Below are 25,297 nucleotides of genomic sequence, written 5' to 3'. Positions count from 1 at the left end.
AAGTTACGGCAAGAGTAAATGAGTAAGGGAGTAAATGCGTAAGGGGGCCACCGGGCGGGGTGATTCCTGGCCTCAGCGTATCCACCTTGGTCCCATTCACGCTCCTTTACCGCTAGCGCGGGGCAAGCGGCTCGATGGGCTGGGGCCGCGCTACTGGGGGGGCGGCGGGCCGGGGGTAGTATGTCCGCGCCGGGCGCAGGCTGTCGGGCAGCAGTAGGCGGGCCTGCTCGGCGGTTTTCCACACCTTATAGGTCCAGTGCTGGTTGCCGGGGTTTTCGGCTACCAACAGGCGAAACTGGCGTAGGGCTTCGGGCACGCGGTACTGGGCTTCGAGGGCTTCGGCCAGCACGATACGGGCCCCGGGCAGGCGGGGGTTGCGGCGCAGGGCGCGCTGCAAGTGCGGAATAACGGCGGCCGGGCGCTGGCCGTGGGTGCTGGCGGCCATGGCTAGGCGGTAATCGGCCCGGTACTGGGTGGTATCGAGGACTAGGGCGCGGCGGTAGTAGCGCAGGGCGCTGTCGGGGCGGCCCAGCAATTCGAGTTGCCGGCCGTAGTCGTAGTGCAGCGCGCCGGAAGTGGAGTCGAGGCGCAGGCCCTGGGCGGCGTAGGTGGCGGCTTCTTCGGGCACCCGGTAGGCGTTGAGCAAAAAGGCCAGCTGGTGCAGAATTTCGGGCTGGCGGGGGTCGCGGGCGCGGGCCGCTTGCAGGTAGTCGAGGGCCTGGGCGGTGTCGGCGGTGGCGGCGTAGGCTAGGCCTTTGTAAAAAAGGGCAGCCGGCTGGTCGGGGTCGAGGCGCAGGGTGCGGTCGAGGCTGGTGAGGGCGGCGGCGTACTGCCGAGCGGCCAAGTGGGTTTCGCCTTCGAGCAGCGGCAACTCGGGCGAGCTGAAGCCGTTGTCGGCGGCTTGGCGGGCGGCGGCCAGGGCCTGGGGGAGGCGGCCGAGGGCGCGCAGGGCGCGGGCTTGCAGGAAGTAGAGGTCACCGTTCTGGTCATCGGCGGCCAGAGCGGTTTCCACGTCGTGCAGGGCGGCAATGGGCTGGCCGGCCGCCAGGCGCAGGGTGGCGCGGCGGGCCAGCAGGTCGGTGTTGTCGGGCTGCTGCCGGATGGCGCCGTCGAGCTCATCGGCCTGCACGCGGGGGCCGCTTTGCACGGTGGCCAGGTTTACGAGGGTATCGGGGCGCTCGGTGGGCGCGCCCTGGCAAGCGGCCAGCAGCAGGGCCAGGGAAGGAAGCAGCCGACGGGACATAAGCAGGCAAGGCGGCAGGGTAAACACGCCCGCAAAAGTAGCGCCGGCCGGGAGGCGGCCGGTGTTTTGCGGGAAGTTGGGCCCGGCTGGGGGACTTTTGCAGCTTGGCCACTCGCGGGGCCGGGTAGCCCGCGTTGGTGCAGCCCCGCTCCTACCCGGCCGCCATTTTAGCTTTATCCTCGTCGTCTTAGCCTTATGAAAATTCTCCTTGTTGAAGACGAGCCCTCGGTGGCCGCCTTCCTGCACCAAGGCCTCACCGAGCAGGACTACACCGTGGACCTGGCCGCCGATGGCCTGCTGGGTTTGCACCACGCCCAAAGCACGCAGTACGACTGCCTGATTCTGGACCAGATGCTGCCCGGCCTCAGCGGCCTGGAGGTGTGCCGGCAGGTGCGCGCCCACGACCCCGGCGTGCCTATTCTGATGCTCACGGCGCTGGGCGAAACGGATGACAAAATCCGCGGCCTCGACGCCGGGGCCGATGACTACCTGGTTAAACCCTTTGCTTTCAGTGAATTGCTGGCCCGCATCCGGGCCTTGGTGCGGCGGCGCACCGAAGCCCCCGCCCCCGCCGCCGTGCTGCGCTTAGCCGACCTCAGCCTCGACCCCGGCACCAAGCGCGTGGAGCGCGCTGGCCAGCCCGTGCAGCTCACGGCCCGCGAGTTTGCCCTGCTCGAATACCTACTGCGCCACCAGGGCCGCGTGGTGAGCCGCGCCGATTTGCTGGAGCACGTCTGGGATTTGAGCTTTGATACCGGCTCCAACGTTATCGACGTGTATATCAATTTTTTACGCAAGAAACTGGACAAGGGCTTCGAGCCCAAGCTCATTCATACGCTGGTGGGCATGGGCTACGCGCTGCGGATTAATGGCTAGCCGGGAAGATAAGCAGGCGAACGTCATGCAGACCGCAGGCAAGTATCGCACTCGCTTTATCCGCACGATTGACTTACTGCTGCACGCGAGATGCTTCCCTGCGGTCTGCATGACGTTTTTTTGCGCACTACTAACTGTTAACTGAAAAAGATGTCCATTCGCCTGCGGCTGGCGGCCCAGTTTGGGGCCATTCTAGTGATTACGCTAGTGCTGTTTGCGCTGGCCATTTACTTTGTAACGCAACAAGCTCGGCGCGAAGAGTTTACGCAAAGCCTTTTTAAGCGGGCAATGGTGGTGGGCCACGCCTACGCCGATGGCCAGGCTCGGCCCGATAGCACCCACCAAGCTTCGTACCGGCAGTATTTGCGCCAGCTTTACCGCACGCTGCCCGCCGAGGAAGGCCGGGTGTACGACGCCGCCGGGCGGCTGGTGTTTCGGGAGGGCCAGCGGCCGCCCGCTACGGCCCTGCCCGCCGCCTGGCTGGCCGAGGTGCGCCGCCAGGGCCGCGCCATCTTGGAGCCCGAGGCCAACTACCACGAAACGGTGGGCCTGCTCTACCACGATGCGCGCCTGGGCCCACTGGTAATCGTAACCTCCTCCGTGGATGAGGATGGCCGCCGCCAGCTGCACGGCCTGCGCCAAGTGCTGGCGCTGGGTTTGCTGGCAGCGGGCCTCGTGATGAGTGGGGGGGCCTGGCTGCTGGCCGGGCAGGCCCTGCGCCCCCTGCGCCGCATGGTGAGCGAAGTGGATGGCATTACGGCCACCGACCTCAGCCACCGCCTCACCCAGGCCAAGGGCCGGGCCGACGAGCTGGGCCACCTGGCGCAACGCTTCAACCGCTTGCTCGACCGGCTCGAATCGGCGTTTGTGGGGCAGCGCACGTTTGTGCGCGACGCCTCGCACGAGCTGCGCACGCCCCTCACCGCCCTCATTGGCGAGCTGGAAGTGGCGCTGTTGCCCGCCGAGCGCCCGCCCGCCGACTACCGCCGCACCCTGCAAAGCACCCTCGACGCGGCCCGCCAGCTCAGCAGCCTCACCAACGGCCTGCTGCAAATAGCCCGCGCCTCGGGCGATGCCTCGCAGGTACCCATGGCCCCCGTGCGGGTGGATGAGCTGCTGCTGCAAGCCCACGAGCAGATACTGCGCCGCTACCCCACCTGCCGCGTCGACCTGGAGTTGGGCGACGACACCGTGCCCAACGTGCGCGGCAACGAGGCTCTGCTGCTGGCCGCCATCCTCAACGTGCTCGACAATGCCTGCAAGTACTCGGCCGGGGCCACCAAGCCGGTGCTGGCCACGCTGCTGCTCGCGGCCGGCCACCTGCGCCTGCTGGTGCAGGACCACGGCCCCGGCCTGCAAGCGGCCGACTTGCAGCAGGTATTCGTGCCGTTTTTTCGGGCCGCGTCGGTGCGGGGGCTGCCAGGCCACGGCATCGGGCTGCCCCTCACGGCCCAGATAATGGCCCTGCACGGCGGCGTGGTGCGCGTGGCCAGCGAGCCCGGCCAGGGCACCCAGGTGCGGTTGGAGTGGCCCACCAGTGCCGGAGCTTAGGTTGCGCGGAGCACGGGTCCGTTAGCTGGCACAGTCTAGCGCTGGCTGGCCGGCTGTTGCCAGCGGCTACTTTTTACTAGTCATTGGCAACTGATTGCAAGCAGATTAGCCACTTTAATTTCTTTTTAATTTCACTTTAACTTCATCTTAATCAGCCGCGCCTATTCTTGTGCGGGAAAGACCGGGCCCACATTCGGCGCGGGGCTTTTTCTCACTTTTTAGCGCCGCTGTTATGCCCCACGTAAGTTCTTCTCCCGCGCGCACCGGTACACCCGTAGTGCCAGCGGCCAGAACTGCTGCCCCCACGCCTACGCCGGGGCCATTTAGTGCGATTGGGCAGGATGCGCCGGCGGGGCTGGTGGTGTTTTTAGTGGCGCTGCCGCTGTGCCTGGGCATTTCGCTGGCATCGGGCGCGCCGCTGCTGGCGGGGCTGGTGTCGGGCATTGTGGGAGGGCTGCTGGTGAGCGTGCTCAGCGGCTCGGCGGTGAGCGTGAGCGGGCCGGCGGCGGGCCTCACAGTGGTGATGGTGTCGGCCATTGCCACGCTGGGCTCGTGGCCGGCGGTGCTGGCGGCCACGGTGGTGGCGGGCGTTATTCAGCTGATACTGGGCGTGGCGCGGGCGGGCATTATTGCGCTGTACTTTCCGGCGGCGGTTATCCGCGGCATGTTGGCAGCCATTGGTATCATCTTAATAATGAAGCAGATACCCCATTTTCTCGGGGCCGACACAGACTACTTCGAGGATATGGACTTTTTGCAGTTCAATGGCCTGAACACCTTCTCGGCCATCGGGGCAGCGGCCAAGGGCCTGAGCCCCGGCTCGGTGCTGGTGGGCGCGGTGTCGCTGGGTTTGCTACTGCTCTGGGACACGGCCCCGGTGCGCCGGCAACCCTGGGCGCGGCTGGTGCCGGGCGCGCTGGTAACGGTGCTGGTAGCAGTGGGCCTCAACCAGCTGCTGCGCGCCACTGCCCCCGCCTGGCAGGTGCGCCCCGAGCACCTAGTGAAGCTACCGGTGCTCTCGTCGCTGAGCCAGCTCGCGGGGGCCATGACGTTTCCCGACTTCAACGCCCTGCGCCAGCCTGCCACCTACGGTGTGGCGTTTACCATTGCCATCGTGGCTTCGCTCGAAACGCTGCTGAGCGTGGAGGCCGTGGACAACCTCGACCCGCAGAAGCGCCACACGCCCCCCAACCGCGAGCTGCTGGCCCAGGGCGCCGGCAACCTGGTGAGCGGCTTGCTGGGTGGGCTGCCGCTCACGGCGGTTATCGTGCGCTCATCGGCCAATATCGCGGCGGGCGGGCAAACCAAGCTGGCGGCATTTATTCACGGTATCTTCTTGCTCGTGAGCCTGTTGTTTTTGGGCTCGGTACTGAATCTGATTCCGCTGGCGGCGCTGGCGGCGGTGCTGCTGCTGGTAGGCTTCAAGCTGACCAAGCCGGCGCTCTACCGCCAGCAGTGGCGGCTGGGCTGGGCGCAGTTTGGGCCATTTATCATCACCATCGCGGCCGTGCTCTTCACCGATTTGCTTAAGGGCGTGAGCATTGGGCTGGTTATCGGCTTCTTCTTCATTTTGAAGGACAACGCCAAGGCCGGCTCCTACCTGCGACGCGACGTCGCGGCCACCGACGACGATGAGGCAGGCGCGCTGTTGCACCTGCGCCTGCCCGAGCACGTGTCGTTTCTCAATAAAGCCAGCATCGTGACCACCCTGGAGCAGCTGCCCACCGGCAGCCGCGTGCTACTCGACGGCACCCGCTCCGACGTTATCGACCACGACGTGCTGGAGGCCATCGAGGCCTTTCGGCAGGCGGCCCCGGCCCGGGGTATTGACCTGGAGCTGCGCGGCATTGCGCCGGTCACGCTGCTGGGGCATTAAGCTTAACATCTATCTTTCAACTCTTTCCGCTACTACTCACTCTTCTTACTAATTTATGAGCGTTCGTTCAAACCACAACCAAGCAGCTGACCACTCGGGGGGCATGCAAGAAATTTTAGCGAACAACCGCCGCTGGGTGGCCGAAAAGAAAGCTGCCGACCCCGATTTTTTCAACAAGCTGGCCAACGGCCAGAAGCCTAGCTACCTGTTCATTGGCTGCTCCGACTCGCGGGTGCCGGCTTCGGGAATTACGGGTACCGGTCCGGGCGAGATGTTTGTGCACCGCAACATTGCCAACCTGGTGGTACACAGTGACATGAACCTGCTCAGCGTATTGCAATACGCGGTGGAAGTACTGGGCGTACGCGACATTCTGGTGGTGGGCCACTACGGCTGCGGCGGCGTGGCCGCGGCGGCCGCCAACAAGCAGTATGGCCTGATTGACAATTGGTTGGTGAACATCCGCGATGTGGTGCGACTGCACGAAACCGAGCTGCTGCGCATCCCCGACGGCGACAAGCGCCTGCGCCGTCTCGTGGAGCTCAACGTGATGGAACAGGTGCGCAACCTGGCCAAAACCAACATCATCCAGAACGCCATGCGCAGCGACAACCCGCCCCGCCTGCACGGCCTCGTATATGACATTGCCGACGGCGTACTCAAAGACCTGGACGTGAACGGCAAAGGAGAAATGCACAGCATGGCCCACATCTACAGCACCGAGTCGAAGCCGCTGGTAGCTAGTACATCCGCGCCCGCCGAGCCCAGCGCCAGCGCCGAATCCAGCCACTACGATGGCCCGCAGCATGACCCCAGCCAGGTGCCAGCCGAGGAGCTGCTCACGGCCTAATTTTCCTGCATTAATTAAAAAAAGGGGGCTGACTACCGCGGTAGTCAGCCCCCTTTTTGGTTGCCATCATTCATTCCTACGCTGGCCCAGCGGAAAAGAAGCAGGACTAACGCAAACCGTTTGTCATTGCGAGCGCAACGCAGTGGAGCGCGGTAATCGCCCCAGAACGGTACACCACCGATTACGTTCGGATGCGATTGCCGCGCTCCACTGCGTTGCGCTCGCAATGACAAACGTCTTTTCCCTAATTCATAAATATTTGTCTTTCAACAATTTATGTTAATTGCGCGGGTCGGGGGTCGGCGTCATTTGGTAGTCGTGGGGCGGCTCGGCGCCGGCCAGGTTTTGCACGAAGTAGTCCCAGCGGCGGCGGGTCATGTAGGGCGAGTAGCCGCCGTAGCCGTGGGCCGCGTTAGGGAATACCACCAGGTCGTAGCTCTTGTTGGCTTTGGTGAGAGCCTCCACCACTAGCAGCGTATTGGAGGGCGGCACGTTGTCGTCCATCAGGCCGTGGGCCAGCATCAGCTTGCCTTTGAGGTTCTTAGCGAAGGTGGCGTTGGCCTGGTTGTCGTAGTTGGTGGTGCCGTCGGGGTTGGTTTTGAGCAGGCCGAGGTAGCGCTCGGCCCAGTCGTCTTCGTAGTTGCGGTTTTCGTGGTTGCCCGATTCGGAGATGCCCACTTTGAAGAAATCGGGGTAGCGGAACATGGCCGCCGCCGTGGCGTAGCCGCCGCCCGAATGCCCCCAGATACCGGCCCGCTCCAGGTCGATGTACGGGTACTTTTGCGCCAGCTGCCGCATCCCGGTCACCTGGTCCGACAGCGTGTTTTCGGCCATGTTGCCGTAGCAGGCATCGTGGTAGCTTTTGGAGCGCAGCGGGTTGCAGCTGCCCTCAATCACCACCACCACAAAGCCCAGCTCGGCCAGTGCCTGGTGGTCGCTGCGGGCCGCCGAAAACGACCAGCTACCCACACCGCCGCCCTGTGGGCCGGGGTATATGTAGTTGATAATGGGGTACTTCTGATTGGGGTCCAGGGTGCTGGGGGTGAACATCAGCCCGTAGAGGTCAAGCTGGCCGTCCTGAGCTTTCACCGTGATGGGCGTGGGCGCCTTCCAGCCGGTGGCGGTGAGGCGCGCGATATCGGTTTTCTCCAGGGTCGAAACCAGCTTGCCATCGGCGGCACGCAGCACCGTGGCACCCGGCTTGTCGGGCTGCGAGTAGGTATCGACGAAGTAGCGGCCCGAGGGCGCGAACGTTACCTGGTGATTGCCGGGCTCGGGCGTGAGCAGCGTCAGGTTTTTGCCATCGAGCCCGATGCGGTAGAGGTGCGTGAAATACGGGTTGCCCGGCTCGCGGCCGTCGGCCAGGAAGTAGAGCTGGCGCTTGGCCTCGTCCACTTTCAGCAGCTGCGTCACCACCCAGTTGCCCTTGGTAATCTGCTGCTTAGCCTTGCCCGTAGTGGCGTCGTAGAGGTACAGGTGGCCCCAGTCGTCGCGCTCCGAATACCAGATAACTTCCTTGCTCTTGGGTAAATAATGCCAGTTGATGCTCTTCTGGCCCGACTCGTACTGTGTGGCCACGGTTTCGGAAAACACCTCGCGCACCGCGCCGGTGGCGGCGTCGGCCACACGCATTTTCTCCTCCTTGTGGTCGCGCGAGGTCGATACGAACGCCAGCTGGCGGCCGTCGGCGCTCCAGTCCACATCGTCGAAGGTGCCGCTGCTCGAAATATCATCCGAGAGCGAGCCGCGGTGCGGGTCGGGGGCCACTTGCAGACGCACCACTTTGGGATTATCGACCTCGATGATGACCCGCTCAATCATGGCGATGTCCTTGTCGCCGGGCAGCGGGTATTTCCAGGCTTTCAGCGTGGGATGGCCGATGTTGGTGGTTACCAGGTACATATCGCCCACCTGACGCTGGTCTTGGCGGAAGGTGGCGATTTTGCGCGAGTCGGGCGACCAGCGCAGAATGGCCTGGTCGCTGTGGGTCCAGCCGGCGTTGTCGGTGGCGTAGCCGTAGTCCTGGGCGCCGTCGGTGGTGAGCTGGGTGGTTTGGTTGGTTTGCGTATTGCGCACCCACAGGTTATAGTCCTTGATGTAGGCGGCGAGCTGGCCGTTGGGCGACGCGACTTCGTTGCGGGCGTTGGGATTGGGCTGGGCGGCGGGTGCGGTGTCGGGGCTCACTTGGCCGCTGCCCAGGTCGTAGCGCCAGCTTTTATCAGCGGCGGCGAAGGAAACCGACTTTTCGTCGGGTGAAAACGTGAAATCCCGGAACGGCAACTTATTGGCGGCGTAGGCTTTGCCGCTGGCTGTGGAGAGCGCGGCGGCCAGCTTGGCGTGGTCAAAGGCCGGGGTGCGGGTTTTGCGGGCCGGGTCCACGAGCACAAACTCGCTGCCCTGGGCCGTGAGCACGCGGTACCAAAAGCGGTTGCCGGGCAGCCAGGTGGGCGGGCCGGCGCTGTGGTCTACCAGCGCTTGGGTGTTGTAGCCCATAAAGCGCTCGGCGCGGGCGTAGTCCTGCGCGGTGCGCATGGGCCGCTGCTGGGCCAGGGCCACCGTAGCAAAAAAGGTTGCGGCCGTGACGAGGACCGGCACATATTGGCGCATAGGCATTGACAAAAACAGATTAAAAAAGGCGAAGGAAGTGGTGGCCGCAAGGTAGCATCAAACAGAAGGCCGGAACGGGGCAATGCCCCCGGAGGGGCCGCTGGAGGCGCGAGATTCCAACCCGATTAACTCAAGCACAACTATTTGACAAATAATAACTTACTTACCGGCCGCGCCGGTATCGGGCCGCAGCTGCTCATACCACTTGGCGTGCTGGCGGTCGCGGCGGGTTTTGGCGCGCAGCAGAGGCGGCAGCATTTGCTGGCACAGGCGGTTCATGGTTAGCTCCTCGCTCGTGTAGGTGGGCAGGCGGATGGCTTCCTGCAAAATGGCTACGGCCTGGCGGCGGCGGCCCTGGTACTTGTACATGCGTGCCAGGTCATAGTAATACTGAATGCGGGCGGGGTCAAGCTGGTGGGCTTTTTCGAGCGCATCAATGGCTTTTTTCGACGTGGCGCCCTGCGGATAGCCGCCCAGGAAAATGCGCGAAAACGTTTTTTCGAGCACGTTGTAGTGGGCCACGCGGTAGTACCAACGGCCCAGCAGCTGCCAGGCCTCGGGCAGGTCGGGGCGGCGCTCGGCGGCCAGGTACACGTGCGGGCGCAGCTCCTTAAACAGCCGCAGGCGGTCGCGGGCGCTGGTGAGGCCGGCCTCGCTAAACAGGGCCAGGGCCATGGCATAGTTGCTTTCGCCGCCCTCGGGCTGGCTGGCCAGCGCCCGGTCAGCGTATTGGTGGGCGGCCTCAAAATAGGCCTTTTTGCGGGTTTCGTCGGAGTAGCGGTTGCCGATAATCACGCTGAGCACGGCGGCCCGCCACAGGCTTTCGTAGTGCTGGGGTTGCAGTTTGAGCACCGCTTGGTACTCGGCCAGCGCCTCCGAATCCTTGAACTGGCTTTGCAGCGCCGTGGCCTGGGTGAGGTGCTGGCGCAGGGCCACCGAGTCGGGCGCCTGCGAGGCATTGGCGGTGGCCTTGGGGCGGGTGCCCAACTCGGCGGCGGCGGGCATGGCCGGCAGCGAGGCCTGCGAAGTAGTGGTTTTTTGGGCCCGCGCCGCCTGCAAGCCGCCCGCCACCCCGGTAGCCAACGCAGCCAGCAGCACAAAACAAAGGCGGGAACGGGACATGGGTAAAAAGAGGGCCGGTAACTGCTGCGCGGGCAGCCTATCGCGTAACGCTGCCGGCTGCGAAATAGCCTACGAAGAACGGCCTAAAAGTATGCGCAGGCCCCGCCGGGGCACCACCATCACCACGCTCACGCCCGGCAAGGACGTACCAGAACGTTCTTTTTAGGACTTCCGCAGCTGGAGCAAAAGATGAGCTTTAGCTTGCCAGCAAGAGCTCACAACATATTATAAATCAACTACACACAATAATTAGCCTCACTGCCCGCAAGCGAAGGCTTACCCTACACGCCCTGGCGAAAGCCGCTCACCTCTTCCGTTTGAAAAAAGACTTTATGCTGCCCTACCTTAGCCCAACCCGCAAAAATTGCTAACCAGGGCAGGAGCGGCGAGGAATCTCAAGAAGGTATTTTTGCAGTATTTTTGAAATAACTACTTTACTATCAATACTTTGTATTTATAATTAAGCAATGTTTACGGTCCACATTCATACCCGCTTCGACCAGGTACTGGGCCTGCGCATTCCGGCTACCGAAAATGCCTACGCCGCGGTGGCCGGTTTTCAGGAGCTGGGCTGCGACGTACGGTTTTTCGACACGCTACCCGAGTTGCAGGCCCAGTTAGGACCGGGTGATATAGTGGTGGGGTATATCCGCGATGCGAAGTACGCCTTTGCGCAGCTGGGCCTGCCGCCGCCGCCTACCCTTGATTATCCGGCCGAGCTAGCCGCTTTTTACGGCCGGCGCATCTGGCCCACCGTGCTTTCGCAGGTGGCCAACCAGCCCGACACGTGGCCCGTTTTTGTGAAGTCTACGGCGCAGAAAGGCTTCACGGGGCGCGTGGTGTGCACGGCCCACGACTTGCAGGACACCGCTTTTCAGAATTACGACCAGCCCGTTAGCTGCTCGGAAGTGGTGGCGTTTGAAGCGGAGTGGCGAGGGTTTGTGCGCCATGGCCAGCTCTACGACCTGCGCGGCTACTGCGGCCGCTGGGACCTTTTTCCAGACCCCGCCGTGGTGCGCGCCGCGCTGGCCGCCTGGACGACCAAGCCCGCCAGGCGCAGCATCGATTTCGGCGTAACGGCGGATGGCCGCACCCTGGTGGTGGAGTGCAACGATGGCTTCGCCCTGGGCCACTACGGACTCAATGCCCTGCGCTACGCCAAGCTCATCAGCGCCCGCTGGCACGAGCTGATGGGGCAGCCCGACCCCTACCAGTTTACCCGCTAACGCCGCTACCCGCCAGTGCCCAACGCCCGGAATCTCGTGGCCGATAACGCCGAGCACCTCCTGGTCGCTCATCAGCTCCAGGAGGCCGGCGAATACGCGCACGCTCCCATCGGCGCAAGCAAAGGCATTCACGGCCTTCACCTGGTACACCTTGTAGTTCATCGTCAGGCCATCGTAGGTGCCGCGGCCGGCCACCAGCTTTTGCAGGCGCTGGGCCAGCGGGTGGCTGGCCGGGGCCACGTATTCCTTGGTTATTCCACCACTTGCTGGTCGCTGAGGGTGGCCGCTTTGAGGCCTGCGCCAAGGCTGCCGGAATTGAGTTTAAACTGGGCCTGCGCGGTCGAATACGCGCCAACTGCCAGACACACTGCCAGCGTGAGAAATTGTTTTTTCATAAAGGGAGTGGCATGGTCGGCAATGACCGAAAAGAGTGACTTGAACCCGCTTATGCAGGAGCTACGCAAGGGTTAGTCTGGCACGCCAGAATACTAAAAGGAGGCACTATGCATTTGCTTTGAATTTAGCTATTTGGGGTTTGTCACAACGGGTCGGCGGTTGCCTGGGCGCTTCAAATGCGCACCCGTATAATGCCTAATGCCGCAACGCACCAAAAGGCTAGCGGAGCAGCTAGTGGTGAGCTTTAAAATAAGCATAAATATTTTACTTACAAGTAATTAACTAATAAAAGTGCTTACTTGCTACGCTAATGTTACGTTGCAGCTACCCGAGCTAACAAAATGGCAAACTCACTGGATTAATGCAATTAAACAGGCTTGCTGAGGCTTATTTTCTGCTTAAAATTTTATTTTAAGGTACCTGGCGGGCTTTGGCGCGGAGGGGCGGCGGCAATTTGGTAACACGGCGGGCTTGGTGGCCGCGTGGGCGGGGCTGGACTTTTGCACCGGCAAAGCTGCTACCCTTACCCTGCTATTAATGCGTCGTCACTACTCGGTTTTTTTGGGCCTGCTGTTATTGCCGGTTGCTACGCTGGCGGGCACCATCAGGGGGCGCGTGCTGGATGCCCGCACCGGCGAGCCGCTGGTGGGCGCGGTGGTGTACCTGCAAGGCACCAGTCACAACGGGCAGGTGCAGCTCGATGGCACGTTTAGCCTGCGCAATGTGCCGGCGGGCGAATACGAGCTGGTGGGCCAGTTTGTGAGCTACCAAACTATCAACCAGCATATTAGCCTCACAGCTGCCCAGCCCGACCAGACGCTGAGCCTGCGCCTGCGCGACAAAAATAACGACCTGGCCGAAGTGGTGGTGCAGGGCCGCCGCGACCCCGAGGGCGAAAACACGGCCCGCCGCGTAGAGCAGGTGGCCCCCAGCATCGTCAACGTGGTGTCGGCGCAGGCCATGCAGGTAGCGCCTGATATTCAGGTGGCCAACGTGCTGCAGCGGGTGTCGGGCGTGACGCTGGAGCGCGGCACCAACGGCGACGGCCGCTACGCCCTGGTGCGGGGCATGGACAAGCGCTACAACTACACGCTGGTCAACGGCATCAAGATTCCCAGCCCCGACCCCTACAACCGCTACGTGCCGCTCGACATTTTTCCGGCCGACCTGCTGCAGCGCCTGGAAGTAACCAAAGCCCTGACGCCCAGCATGGAAGGCGACGCCATTGGCGGCGTGGTAAACCTGGTGATGAAGGATGCCCCCGCCGAGCGCACCCTCACCGGGCAGCTGGGCACGGGCTACGGCCAGCTGTTTGCGGGCCGCTCGCTGCTGAGCTTCGACCGGGGCGCGGTGAGCCGGGAGGCTCCGGCGGCGCGCAACGGCGCTGATTACCAGGCCCAGACCAGCGATTTTCCGTGGGCGAAATTTACCAATAAAACGGCCCGGCCCAACCTGCTCGGCAACCTCACCTTTGGCAGCCGCTACGGCAAAGACCAGCGCCTGGGCGTGCTGCTGGCCGGCTCGTACCAGGCCCAGACCCGCGGCTCGGACGGGTATTTTTACGAAACGGGCATCACCCAGGACAACTACCCCGTGCTGCGCACGCTGCACGTGCAGCAGTACTCGACGCGCCAGGAGCGCCTGGGCCTGAATGCCAAGCTCGACTACCGCCTCGATGCCCGCAACACGCTGCGCTTTTACGGGGCCTACCTGCAGCTCGATGAGGCCCAGGCCCGCTTCGAAACCGACACCACCTATAAAGGCAACGCCCGCCCCGACGTGGACCGCCGCCTGCGCACGCGCCTGCAGCGCCAGGGCATTGCCAACGGCACGCTGCAAGGCGAGCACCAGCTCACCAGCCAGCTATCGGCCAGCTGGTCGCTGGTGTACTCGCGGGCCAGCAACAACGTGCCCGACGTGGCCGAGCAGGACCTCAAGCTGACCACCGCCGGCAACCGCTACCAGGACGTGAGCCGCATCTGGCTCGACAATACCGACCAGGACAAGGCCGCTTATCTCAACCTGAAATATACCCTGGCCGAGGGCCTGGAGCTGGGCGCGGGCGGCCTCTACCGCGACAAGGACCGCGCCAACCACTACCTGAGCTACCAGCTGCGCGCCTCGGGCCAACCAGCTGTTAATGAGCAGGATATTAGTTCGGAAACCTACACCGTGTTCAACCCGCAGGGCATTTATGTGGGCAACAACAACTACTCGGCCACCGAGAAAATAAGCGCCGGCTACGGCCAGCTGCGGCTGGTGCGCGGCAGCTGGGAAATACTGGGCGGCGTGCGCGCCGAGCATACCAACCAGCAGTACCTCACCAGCTTACCCATTACGCAGGAGGCCTACAAGGGCCGCCAGCTCTACACCGATTTCCTGCCCAGCCTGCACCTGCGCTACGCCCTGTCGGCGCGCCAAAACCTGCGGGCATCGTACTTCGGAAGTATCAGCCGGCCCAGCTTTTTTGAGCTGACACCCCACAACAACGCGGGCAGCGTGAGCGAAAGCAACGTGTACCCCGAGGCCGGCAACCCCTATCTGCTGCGCACCAAGGCCCACAACCTGGACCTGCGCTACGAGTTTTTTGGGGCCGGCAACGACCAGGTGATGGTGGGCGCGTTCTACAAAAAGCTCAACAACCCCATCGAGTACGCCCTGTACACGCCGCCCAGCAGCACCATTACCGTGTACCGGCCCGATAACTTTGGCACGGCCACCAACTACGGCTTCGAGTGGGTGGGCGTGAAGTACTTCGGGCCGCTGGGCCTGGCCACCAACTACACCTTCACGGTGTCGGAAATCACCACCAACAAGGCCCGCAACGCCACCGCCGACAACCCCAGCCTGCTGGTGCCCCAAAAACGCGCGCTGCAGGGCCAGGCCAAGCACGTGGGCAATGCCTCGCTGCTCTATAAAAACCCGCGCCTGGGCCTTGATGTGCAGCTGGCCTACGTGTATACGGGGGCGCGCATTGTGCAAGTAGGCCAGTATCTGGGCCTCGACTACTGGCAGCGGGCGCAGTCGCAGCTCGACTTTTCGGCCGAGCAGCGCCTCACCAAGCCCGCGCGGCGCGTGGGCATCACGGCCTACGTGAAGGTGCAGAACCTGCTCAACACGCCCTACCAGGTCGATATTCTGGCCCCCGGCGCACCGGCCGCCGCAGGTAGCCCCGCCACCGCGGCCTTCCCCTACCAGGACCGCGCCGACCGGGTATCGGTGGTCAACCAGACGTACAAGGCCTACTACCTGGCCGGGCTGCGCTTTCGCTTCTAATTACTTGTTGATATGCGCTTTACACTACTTGCCCCCGCCGCACTCCTCCTGGGGGGCACCGCTCTCCTCTCCTCCTGCGAAGAAATTATCGACATTGCCGCCCCCGTGCAGACGGTGGGCCAAAGCTTCAGCGGCGACACGCTGCGCAGTCCCATTAAGGGCACCATTGCGGGGCGCGCGGCCCCGTACTACCTGGTTTCCGACGTTACCATTAACGACGGCGACACGCTGCTGCTACAGGCGGGGGTGAAGATTGTGGTGATTGGGAACCCCAAGTCGACCAGCACGTTTGGGCAGGCCAGCAACAACCCCGGCTTCATCGTGAACGGGGCGCTGCTGAGCCTGGGTACCAAGGCCGCGCCCGTGGTGCTGACCGTGGCCGACAACCTCAAGGGCGACCCGACGCAGACGCAGGCCGTGGCCACCGACCCCGCCTTTAAAGGCTATTGGGGCGGGATTAATGCCGACGGGGCTTCGCTGCTGGTGCTGCGCTGGACGGACCTGGGCTACGTGGGCGGGCCCTACGGGGCCAACGCCCCGACCGGCTACGCGGCCGGCGACCCCAAAATCGGGGTGTCGATGCTGGCCAGGAAAACCACCGCCCAGTGCGTGCTCGAAGACAGCTACTTCCACGGCAGCGTCGATGACATGGTGCGCCTGCAAAGCTGCCGGTTCAGCCTGATGCGCAACCGTTTTGAGAAGGCCGGCAAAACCGGCGGCGAGGCCGTGAACCTCAAGGCCGGCTGCGTGGGCGACGTGGCCTACAATACCTTCGTGGGCGCGGCCACCAATGGCTCTAAAGTGGCCTCGGTAGCCGCGGCGGCCGTGCAGGCCAACGTGGCTACCTACAACAATACTTACCTCAACTGCGGCTACCGCCAAACCAAGTCGGGCCGCGGCGGCTCCATCAACTACGAAGTGCAGGCGGCCGGCAAAATCTATAACAACCTGATTGTCAATTGCCGCTTCGGCCTGCGCCTGCGCTCCGACTCGCCGCCCGACGTGGCCAACGTGCAGTACGACAACCAGTACTACTACGGCAGCACCAGCTACCAGATAGCCGAGTTGGGCGCGGCCACGGCGGGCTCCGTCACGGCCAGCAAGCCCGGCGACACCCGCGGCGCGGCCGCCGCCAACGACCCCAAATTTGTGGCCGCCGACCTGGCCACCGCCGCCGGCACCACGGCCGCCCCCAGCGCCGCCATTCAAAGCGCCAACTTCCTGAACCCCACCACCAACCTGCGCCTGCAAGGCAGCTCACCGGCCCTGGGCAAGGGCAACACTACCTTCGCCCCGCTCAACGCGGTGAGCGGCCTCAACGTGCGCGGCTTATTCACGCCCACCACTACCGCGCCGGGGGCCGATGCCGGGGCGTATCAGGCGGGTAACGTGGGCAACCAGTATTAGCGCCTTGCCCCCTGCGGGACCCCATTCGGTATTTAGTTCATTACCAAATGTTTAACCATTCTTTTTGCACCCCGGCCGCTGCCCTGCTGCTGAGCGTGGCGGCCCTGCTGCCGGCCGGCTGCCAGCAGGCGGCCCAGGCCATTGGCGGCACCGCGGCGGCCTCCCTTGCCGATGATGGCACCAACAACGGCCCCGGCGTGGTGCGGCCCGTGGTGGTGACCCAGCCCGTGCGCTACGACACCGACGACCCCGCCATCTGGGTCAACGCCCGGGACCCGGCCCGGAGCCTGGTTATCGGCACCGATAAAGATTCGGATGGCGGCTTGTACGTCTTTGATTTACAGGGCAAAGAAGTGCCCGGCAAATCGGTGCACGGCCTCAAGCGGCCCAATAATGTGGACCTGGCCTACGGCCTGCAGCTGGGTGGGCAGCCCACCGACTTTGCCCTCGTAACGGAGCGCGAAACGGGCAAGCTACGCGCCTTTCGCCTGCCCGATATGCGGCCCCTCGACCACGGCAACCTCGACGTGTTTGTGGGCGCGCCCGCCGGCGAGCGCATGCCCATGGGCGTGGCCATTTATACCCGGCCCGCCGACGGGACCATGTTTGCGGTGGTGGGCCGCAAAACCGGGCCCGCCGCGGGCTACCTGGCCCAGTACCAACTGGCCGACGACGGCACCGGCCAGCTAACTATGACGCTGGTGCGCACCTTCGGCACCTGGAGCGGCAGGAAGGAAATCGAGTCCATCGCCGTCGATAACGAGCTGGGCTTCATCTACTACTCCGATGAGGGTGTGGGCGTGCGCAAATACTACGCCGACCCCGCGAAGGGCAACGCCGAGCTGGCCCTGTTTGCCAAAACGGGCTTCACGGAAGACCACGAGGGCATCTCCATCTACAAAACCGGGCCCCGAACCGGCTACATCCTGGTGTCGGACCAGGCCGCGAGCACGTTCCGCTTTTTCCCCCGCCAGGGCACCGCCGCCAACCCCCACGCCCACCCCGAGCTGCGCGCCGTGCCGGTAGCCGCCCACTTCAGCGACGGCTCCGACGTGACCAATGTGCCCCTGAACGCGCAGTTTCCGCACGGCCTGTTCGTGGCCATGTCCGACAACCGCACCTTCCACTACTACCGCTGGGAGGATATGCTGGGCAAGGGTGTGCAAGCGGTGGAATAGCGCCCGGCCAGTGCAAGTTGAGGTACCCGCGCCGGTTGACGAGCGTGCCAGTCGCACGGGCATCGTTTCCACGACAACCGGTCGGCCGGCTCCGCCGGCGGACCGGAGCGGGTACCCGGGGCTGCGGCTTATTTTTGCCCATGAGTATTCGCCCCGGCCACTTGCATTATTTCCTAAAATATTAATAGCCAACGCTATGCGCACCTACAATTGGGCCATTCTGGGTCCGGGCAAGATTGCTCGCAAGTTTGCCCAGGATTTGGCCTTGGTTCCGCAGGCCCGCTTGCACGCGGTAGCCTCGCGCAGCTTGGCCAAGGCGCAGGCTTTTGCGGCTGATTTTGGGGCGGCCCACGCCGTAGGCAGCTACGAAGAGCTGCTGGCCGTGCCCGATATCGACGCGGTGTACATTGCCACGCCGCACTCCGAGCACCACGCCCACGCGCTGCTGTGCCTGCGGGCGGGCCTGCCCGTGCTGTGCGAAAAAGCCTTTGCCCAAAACGCCGGCCAGGCCCAGGAAATGATAACCGTGGCCCAGACCAGCGGCGTGTTTTTGATGGAAGCCTTCTGGACGCGCTTTTTCCCGGCCGTAGCCCAGGCGCTGGAATTGGTAGCGGCCGGCCACATCGGCGAGGTGAAGCACCTGGTGGCCGATTTCGGCTTTGCCACGCCCTACGAGCCCGCAGGCCGCCTCTTTGCCCCCGCGCTGGCTGGGGGCTCGCTGCTGGATGTGGGGGTGTACCCGCTCTTTATCAGCCAGCTTTTTCTGGGCGTGCCAAGCGCGGTTGGGGCCGTGGCCACGCCCGCGCCCACGGGCGTTGACCTCAACTGCGCCGTATCGCTGGCCTACCCCAGCGGAGCCACGGCCAGCCTGTTTTCAACCATCGCCGCCGACACCGACAACCGGTGCGTGCTTTACGGCACCAAGGGCAAGTTGCAGTTGCTGGGGCGCTTTCACGCGGCCACGGGCGTGCAGGTGCAGCTCACCGGGGAAGAGCCGCAGGTATTTCCATCGCCCACGCAGGGCCTGGGCTACCACCTCGAAGCCGCCCACGTGCAGCAGTGCCTGGCGCAAGGCCTCACCGAAAGCCCGCTGCTGCCCCTGCGTTTCAGCCTTCAGCTGATGCAGCAGCTCGACGCCGTGCGCCAACAAATCGGCCTGCGCTACCCCGACGAGTAAGCGCGCCAGATAGCGCCAAGCTAGCGGGGTAGCAGGATGGTTTTGCCCTCTTTGGCCGACTGCCGGGCCGCGTCCAGAATCTCGACCACCAGCATATTAGTGGCCAGCGACGAAAGCACGTCCTCCGGGGCGGTGCCGCGCACCACGGCCGCCAGGTAAGCAAAGGGTTCGTCGTAGGGCGCGGGCGGGGGCAGCACGGCTTGGTCCTGGGCGGTTTCCTTTTCGGTACGGCGCACCCGCACGTGGTCGCGGTCGAGGGCCACTACCGAGCCGGTTTGGCCGTACACTTCCAGGTCTTTGCGGGCGTAGGGCCAGTTCCAGGAGGCCTCAATGATGCCCTGGGCCTTGGGGTAGGTGAGCAGGATGGTGACATCGTCCTCGACTTTCGGGTAGATAGTGGGCTTAATGTGCAAGACACTGGCCGTCACGGAGATGGGCCGCTCGCCGTGCATAAGCCACGTCATGAGGTCGGCACCGTAGCAGCCAAAATCGGGCAGCGCCCCGCCGCCGTTCTGCACGGGGTCGGTGAGCCAGGCCAGGAACTCCTGATTCACCCCGATTTCCTGGGGCCCCTGGTGGCCATCGTGGGCCACCATTTTGCGAATATCGCCGAGGGCATGCTCTTCTACCAGTTCGTAGGCGCGGCGGTTGGAGCCGTACCAGGTGGTTTCGTAATTGGTGAGCAGGTGAATATGGTGCCGCTGAGCCAGGGCCGCCATCTGGCGGGCGTGGTCGAGGCTCACGGCCAGCGGCTTCTCCACCATCACGTGGATACCCTTGGGCGCGCAGGCCTGCACCACGGCCAGATGCTCGTAGATGCTGCCAAACGCCGTAACGGCCTGCGGCTTGGTTTTGGCAAGCATCTCATTCAGTGAAGAATACACTAGGCTCATGGGTAGGCCGTGCTCTTTGGTAAAGCGCTCGGCCAGGGCGCGGTTGGGCTCGGCAATGCCCACAATCACGATGTCGCCGCGCTGCGCGCGGCCCAGCAGCCCGTGCACGTGCGTGTGGGTGAGGCCCGCTACGCCCACCCGCAGCGGGGCGGCGGGGGCGGCTTGCGCCGCGGCCGGGCGGCTCGGCAGGGCAAATAGGTGCAGCAGCACGATGGCAAGCAGGGTCTTCAGCATGAGGGCGGGTAGGTGGAAAAGGTTGGAGGGCCAAGTTAGCAGCTTACGGCCACCAGCCCGGCGGCCACCTTACCACCCGGTAATTTGTTGAAAATATAATTTATTTCATAAATTTCTCATTATTAACAAGTTACATTTCAAGCCCGTTTTACCGCGGGCTATAGCAGCAAAACCCGGTAGCCGCTTGGCAGGCTAATTCCACTGCGCCAATCCGTAGCTACTCACGGGTAATAGGATTTTAGCACTATTCGGGCATTGCCTTGCATAAACCCGGCTGGCCGTGCGTAGCTTTACTGAGAAGGGCTAGCGACGCTTTTTTAGGCAATAGCTACCCACTAGGCTTCGTTCCTTAAGGGCGGTGAGTAGTACTTTCCTCTCGCAGTAACTGCTTACCCATCTGCCCACTTACCTGCCCCGCTATGCCCGCAGCGTTACCACGTCCTTTCCCCTCTCCCACCCACCCTTTTTCTCGGCCGGCCCGGCCTGGCCAGCCAGCTTTCAACTGGCTGTTCGCGCTGCTTTTGCTGGTGCTGAGCATCGCGGCCACCACGGCCCGCGCGCAGGCCCCCGCGCCGCCTCCCGAGTGCAGCCAGGACGAGAAGTTTGCCAACACCTGGTACTTCGGCTACAAGGCGGGGCTCGACTTCAACGCAGCCACCGACTCTATCCCGCCCGTGGTGAAGACCGATGGCCAGATGACGGCCCCAGCCGGCGCGGGGATAATGTCGGACGGCACCGGCAAGATTCTCTTCTACAGCAACGGCGACACCATCTGGAACGGCAATGGCAGCATCATGACCAACGGCACGGGCATGGGCGGCAACCGGCTCGTTACCGATGGGCCCCTGCCCATCCGGCTGCCCGGCAGCCCGCCGCCCAGCACGCCGGGGGCCGAAACGCGCTACCTCATCTTCACGCAGGACGCGGCCGGCGGTCCCAAGGGCCTGAGTTGGTCGGAAATTATCATTCCGGCTGGCGGCGGGCCCGGCACGGTGGTAGCCGCCACCAAAAACACGCCGCTTACCCAAGGCACCACCGAGAAAATGACGGGCGTGTTTCACAAAAACGGCTGCGACATCTGGATTATCGTGCACGGCTGGGGCGATGCTAAATCGGGCACCGCCAACCGCGGCGACGCCTTCCTGGCCTACCGCGTGCGGCTGGTATCCGGCGGTGGCTTAGGCCCGGTCCTCATCGACGCGCCGATTATTTCGGCCATAGGCTCGCTGCACGCGGCGAGTGCGTCGCCGCTGGGCTACCGCGGGCAGATGAAGGTGACGCCCGACGGCCAGCGGCTGGCCGTGGCCCGCTACAGCGAGGTGCTGGGCGATAGCAGCAGTACCGTCGAGCTGTTTGCGTTTGATACTAATACGGGCATCGTGAGCGCCAATCCGCAGGTGCCGTACATCGTTGACAGCGGCGAAGGCAAATACTACGGGGTCGATTTTTCGACCGGCAGCAAGCTCTACGCCACGGTAATGAACCCGCCCAAGCTGCTGCAATTCAACATCAGCGGCCAGGGGCCGGTCAATAAGCAGAGCATTCCGCTCAAGCAGAAAACCCCGGTGAACCTGGGCTCGCTGCAAGCCGCGCCCGATGGCAAGATTTACGTGGCCCGCGAAAACCAGCCGGCCCTAGGCTTCATCACCTTCCCCGACTCGCTGGGGGCTAAAGCCCGCTACGCCGACGACAGCCTGACGCTGCAACTCAGTGGCCGCCGCAGTGGCCTGGGCTTGGTCAATTTCAACCAAAGCTCCCTGCTGCGCGTGGGCCCTTCGGCGGAGATAACGGGTTGCCGGCAAATCACTTTTACGGCTCCGCCCATTGACTTTGATAATAAAGTATATTCTTGGAAGTTTGGCGACGGAACTACCTCAGCCGAGGAGAACCCCGTGCACGTTTACGCTACGCCCGGCACCTACACGGTAACCTTGCGCATCACCACGAATTGCTTTTGCCGCGAAAGCTCAGGCTCTATTCTGGTGCCCAACCTCCCCGAGCCGGGCAGTATTGCCGCTCCCCAAACGCTGTGCGCCGGCACCGCGCCGGCCGCGCTCACCAGCACCGCCAGTGCTTCGAGCGATGCCGGCCTGCCGCTCGTTTACCAGTGGCTGTCATCAACGGATAACGTCACGTTCGCGCCTATCGCCGGTGCTACGGGCCCCAGCTACACCCCGCCGGGCAATCTGCCGGTTGGCACCACTTATTTCCAGCGGCGCGCGCAGCTGCTGCTACCCAACCAATCGGGCCCTTACTGTACCCCCAGCTTTACCGCTTCCGTAGCCATTACGGTGCTGCCGGCCGTGCTGGCCGGCACCATCGCCGCCGACCAGACCGTGTGCGCGGGCAGCCCCGCCGCGCCGCTCACGAGCAGCACCCCGGCTACGGGGGGCACCGGCACGTTTACCTACAAATGGGAATCTTCGCTGGATAATGTGACCTGGACGCCCATTGTGGGGGCCACGGCCGAAACTTATACGCCCGGCCCGCTCACAGTCACCACCTACTTCCGCCGCCAGGCAATATCCGGCCCCTGCAACACGCCCTCCAATGCGGTGCGGCTAACTGTGGTGCCCGCCCTCACGGCCGGCAGCATTGCCGCCAGCCAGGCCGTGTGCGCCGGGGGCACGCCGGCCCCGCTCAACAGCGCCACCGAGGCCGGCGGGGGCACGGGCACCGTCACCTACCAGTGGCAGTCGTCGCTGGATAACACCACCTGGGCCGACATTGCCGGGGCCGCCGGGGCCACCTACGTACCCGGCCCGCTCACGGCTACTACGTATTTCCGCCGCCAGGCCAGCTCGGGCACGGCCTGCGCCCCCGCTTTTTCTAATGTGCTGACCATCACCGTGGCTCCGGCCCTGGTGGCGGGTACCATCGGTACCAGCCAAAGCCTGTGCGCTGGCGCTACGCCGGCCCCGCTCACCAGCACGGCGGCCGCCAGCGGCGGCACCGGCACGTTCACATACCAGTGGGAATCTTCGCTGGATAACACCAACTGGACGGCCATTGCCGGCGCTACCGGCCCAGCTTACGCGCCCGGTGCCCTCACAGTCACCACCTACTTCCGCCGCCGGGTAACGTCGGGCACGTGCGACCCGGTGTACTCCCCATCCGTCACCCTGACGGTATTACCTGCCTTAACCGCAGGCACCATCGCCGCCGACCAAACCGTGTGCGCGGGCAGCCCGGTGGCCCCGCTCACGAGCATTGTGGCGGCCACGGGCGGCACTGGCACCTTCACTTACCAGTGGGAATCTTCCACTGATAATATCAACTGGACGGCCATTGGCGGCGCTACCAACGCGGATTACGCACCCGGCCCGCTGGTGGCTACCACCTACTTCCGCCGGCAAGTACGCTCTGGCGACTGTACTACCACGCCTTCCAATGTATTGACCATCAATGCAGTACCTGCTATCACGGGTGGCAGCATTGCCGCCAGCCAAACCCTCTGCGCCGGCAGCACGCCGGCCCCGCTCACCAGCACCGGTGAGGCTGGCGGAGGCACGGGCACCATCGCTTACCAATGGGAATCTTCGCCCGATAACACTACCTGGGCGGCCATCGGCGGCGCTACTAGCGCTGGGTACGCGTCCGGCTCGCTCACGGCCACCACCTACTTCCGCCGCCGGGCCAGCTCGGGCACGGCCTGCGCTCCCGCTTTTTCCAACGTGGTGACCATCACCGTGGCCCCGGCCTTGGCGGCCGGCACCATCGGCACTAGCCAAAGCGTGTGCGCCAGCGCGGCACCCGCGCCACTCACCAGCACGGCGGCGGCCAGCGGCGGCACCGGCACGTATGCTTACCAGTGGGAAGCCTCGCCCGATAACACTACCTGGACGGCCATCGGCGGCGCTACCGGCGCGGAGTATACGCCCGGCCCGCTCACGGCCACCACCTACTTCCGGCGGCGGGTAACGTCGGGGCCCTGCGGCCCGGAGTTTTCGCCTTCCCTCACTATTACGGTGCTGCCTGAACTGCTGGCCGGCAGCATTGCGGCCGACCAGGACATCTGCACGGGCACTGCCCCGGCCCCGCTCACCAGCACTGGCGGGCCCAGCGGCGGCACCGGCACGTTTGCCTACCAGTGGGAAGCCTCGGCTGATAACTCGACCTGGACGGCCATTGCCGGGGCTACTAACCCAACCTACGTGCCCAGCCTGCTCACGGCTACCACGTACTTCCGCCGCCGGGTAACGGCGGGCACCGGCACCTGCGCCACCCAGGTTTCCAACGTGGTGGCGGTGCGGGTAACGCCCGCCATTACGCCCACCGTGAGCCTAGCGGCCCCGCCCGTGCAGTGCCCCGGCACGGCCCTCACCTTTACGGCCGTGACTACCAATGTGGGTGCCGCACCCACGTTCCAGTGGTTTGTGAATAACGTGGCCGTGGCCACGGGGGCCACCTTTACCAGCAGCACGCTGGTTACCGGTGACATAGTGCGGGTGGAGGTAACGCCTACGGTGGGGCTGTGCAGCACGGGCCTGGCCACGGCCACAGTTACCGTCACGCGCACGCCCACCCCGCTGCCCACGCTGGCCATTGCGGTGCAGCCGGGCGGGCCGGTGTGCCTGGGCTCACCGCTCACGTTCAGCATTGCGAGCGTGACAGAGGCGGGCCCCGCCCCCACCTACCAGTGGCAGGTAAATGGCAGCGATGTGGCCGGCGCTACGGGCCCGGTTTTCACCAGCAGCACGCTGCGCGAGGGCCAGACCGTGATGCTGCGCCTGCGCACCACCAACGCGTGCGGGCAAGCCGTAACGGTAGTTTCCAACGGTGTGGTAGTGCGCATTCAGCCACCGGTGGTGGTGAACGCCGGCCCCGACCAGGAAATTCTGGAGGGCTCTTCGGTGATATTGGAAGGCACCGCCGACGGCACCTACCCCGTGACGTGGACGCCCACCCTGGGGCTGACGTTCCCGTCCAACAACCCGCTGCGGCCCACGGCTGCGCCCTTGGTTACTACTACCTACACCCTTTCGGCCGGGGCGGGTGGCTGCGCCAGTTCCGACCAGGTGACCGTGACCGTGCGCCCGCCCATCCGCATTCCCAATGCCTTCACGCCCAACGGTGATGGCCGCGACGATACCTGGCAGATTGAGTTCATCGAACAGTACCCGGAGAATACCGTGAGCATATTCAACCGCTGGGGCAACCGCGTTTTCTCGGTCAACAACTACAGCCGGGCCAATGAGTGGCGCGGCGACATCAACGGCCAGCCCGCGCCGGTGGGCACCTACTACTACGTCGTGGTCACAAAGGGTCCGCTGGGACGCTCTTACAGCGGGTCGCTCACAATTCTGTATTAACCCACGCGGCCGGCTGCGCTTGTCGCAGCCGGACTACCTGGCCCTCATCAACTACCCAACACATTACTAGCAA

At 64.1% G+C, this 25,297-nt stretch carries 15 protein-coding genes and 1 pseudogene; 10 read left to right on the top strand and 6 right to left on the bottom strand.

The window, feature by feature from the left end:
* Positions 1-112: 112 nt before the first annotated feature.
* Positions 113-1,243: a tetratricopeptide repeat protein gene (locus ACYVGC_RS07525; RefSeq protein ID WP_460583197.1), complete on the bottom strand. Its 1,131-nt coding sequence runs from the start codon at positions 1,241-1,243 to the stop codon at positions 113-115.
* A gap of 195 nt (positions 1,244-1,438) precedes the next feature.
* Here ACYVGC_RS07525 and ACYVGC_RS07520 point away from each other — a divergent pair, with 195 nt between their 5' ends.
* From ACYVGC_RS07520 to ACYVGC_RS07505, 4 genes are all read left to right on the top strand, one after another.
* On the top strand, positions 1,439-2,119 hold the full coding sequence (locus tag ACYVGC_RS07520) for a response regulator transcription factor (protein ID WP_460583196.1): 681 nt from the start codon (positions 1,439-1,441) through the stop codon (positions 2,117-2,119).
* Positions 2,120-2,269: 150 nt separating this feature from the next.
* Positions 2,270-3,670, top strand: a complete 1,401-nt coding sequence (locus ACYVGC_RS07515) for a sensor histidine kinase (protein ID WP_460583195.1) — start codon at positions 2,270-2,272, stop codon at positions 3,668-3,670.
* Positions 3,671-3,902: 232 nt separating this feature from the next.
* Positions 3,903-5,546: a SulP family inorganic anion transporter gene (locus ACYVGC_RS07510; RefSeq protein WP_460583194.1), complete on the top strand. Its 1,644-nt coding sequence runs from the start codon at positions 3,903-3,905 to the stop codon at positions 5,544-5,546.
* A gap of 55 nt (positions 5,547-5,601) precedes the next feature.
* Entirely contained in the window at positions 5,602-6,396 is a 795-nt protein-coding gene (locus tag ACYVGC_RS07505) for a carbonic anhydrase (RefSeq protein WP_460583193.1), read from the top strand.
* A 279-nt stretch (positions 6,397-6,675) separates the two neighbouring features.
* Here the strand turns inward: ACYVGC_RS07505 and ACYVGC_RS07500 are convergent, their stop codons facing one another.
* Together ACYVGC_RS07500 and ACYVGC_RS07495 are read right to left on the bottom strand one after the other, a co-directional pair.
* Positions 6,676-9,009: a S9 family peptidase gene (locus tag ACYVGC_RS07500; protein WP_460583192.1), complete on the bottom strand. Its 2,334-nt coding sequence runs from the start codon at positions 9,007-9,009 to the stop codon at positions 6,676-6,678.
* Between the two features lie 153 nt (positions 9,010-9,162).
* A complete protein-coding gene (locus tag ACYVGC_RS07495; protein ID WP_460583191.1) occupies positions 9,163-10,125 on the bottom strand; it encodes a tetratricopeptide repeat protein in 963 nt (320 codons plus the stop codon).
* 467 nt (positions 10,126-10,592) lie between these two features.
* On the opposite strand from ACYVGC_RS07495, the gene ACYVGC_RS07490 reads away from it, so the two are divergent.
* Entirely contained in the window at positions 10,593-11,351 is a 759-nt protein-coding gene (locus ACYVGC_RS07490; RefSeq protein ID WP_460583190.1) for an ATP-grasp domain-containing protein, read from the top strand.
* Here ACYVGC_RS07490 and ACYVGC_RS07485 read toward each other — a convergent pair.
* Together ACYVGC_RS07485 and ACYVGC_RS07480 are read right to left on the bottom strand one after the other, a co-directional pair.
* Positions 11,352-11,513, bottom strand: a pseudogene (locus ACYVGC_RS07485) (M48 family metalloprotease); the annotation flags it as partial.
* An 89-nt stretch (positions 11,514-11,602) separates the two neighbouring features.
* Entirely contained in the window at positions 11,603-11,746 is a 144-nt protein-coding gene (locus ACYVGC_RS07480; protein ID WP_460583189.1) for a hypothetical protein, read from the bottom strand.
* Positions 11,747-12,284: 538 nt separating this feature from the next.
* Here ACYVGC_RS07480 and ACYVGC_RS07475 point away from each other — a divergent pair.
* From ACYVGC_RS07475 to ACYVGC_RS07460, 4 genes are all read left to right on the top strand, one after another.
* The gene (locus ACYVGC_RS07475; protein WP_460583188.1) at positions 12,285-15,023 is read left to right on the top strand and encodes a TonB-dependent receptor; all 2,739 of its coding nucleotides are present in this window, start codon (positions 12,285-12,287) and stop codon (positions 15,021-15,023) included.
* 12 nt (positions 15,024-15,035) lie between these two features.
* Positions 15,036-16,430: a hypothetical protein gene (locus tag ACYVGC_RS07470; protein WP_460583187.1), complete on the top strand. Its 1,395-nt coding sequence runs from the start codon at positions 15,036-15,038 to the stop codon at positions 16,428-16,430.
* A gap of 47 nt (positions 16,431-16,477) precedes the next feature.
* Entirely contained in the window at positions 16,478-17,608 is a 1,131-nt protein-coding gene (locus ACYVGC_RS07465; RefSeq protein ID WP_460583186.1) for a phytase, read from the top strand.
* Positions 17,609-17,804: 196 nt separating this feature from the next.
* Positions 17,805-18,785 carry a Gfo/Idh/MocA family protein gene (locus ACYVGC_RS07460; protein ID WP_460583185.1) on the top strand — a complete coding sequence of 327 codons (981 nt, stop codon included), beginning with the start codon at positions 17,805-17,807 and terminating at the stop codon, positions 18,783-18,785.
* A 20-nt stretch (positions 18,786-18,805) separates the two neighbouring features.
* On the opposite strand, the gene ACYVGC_RS07455 is transcribed toward ACYVGC_RS07460, so the two are convergent.
* Entirely contained in the window at positions 18,806-19,912 is a 1,107-nt protein-coding gene (locus ACYVGC_RS07455) for a Gfo/Idh/MocA family protein (RefSeq protein ID WP_460583184.1), read from the bottom strand.
* Positions 19,913-20,331: 419 nt separating this feature from the next.
* Here ACYVGC_RS07455 and ACYVGC_RS07450 point away from each other — a divergent pair, with 419 nt between their 5' ends.
* Entirely contained in the window at positions 20,332-25,224 is a 4,893-nt protein-coding gene (locus ACYVGC_RS07450; RefSeq protein ID WP_460583183.1) for a T9SS type B sorting domain-containing protein, read from the top strand.
* Positions 25,225-25,297 lie beyond the last annotated feature (73 nt).

It is taken from the genome of Hymenobacter arcticus, assembly GCF_054779975.1.
This window is presented reverse-complemented; position numbering and strand designations above follow the sequence as displayed.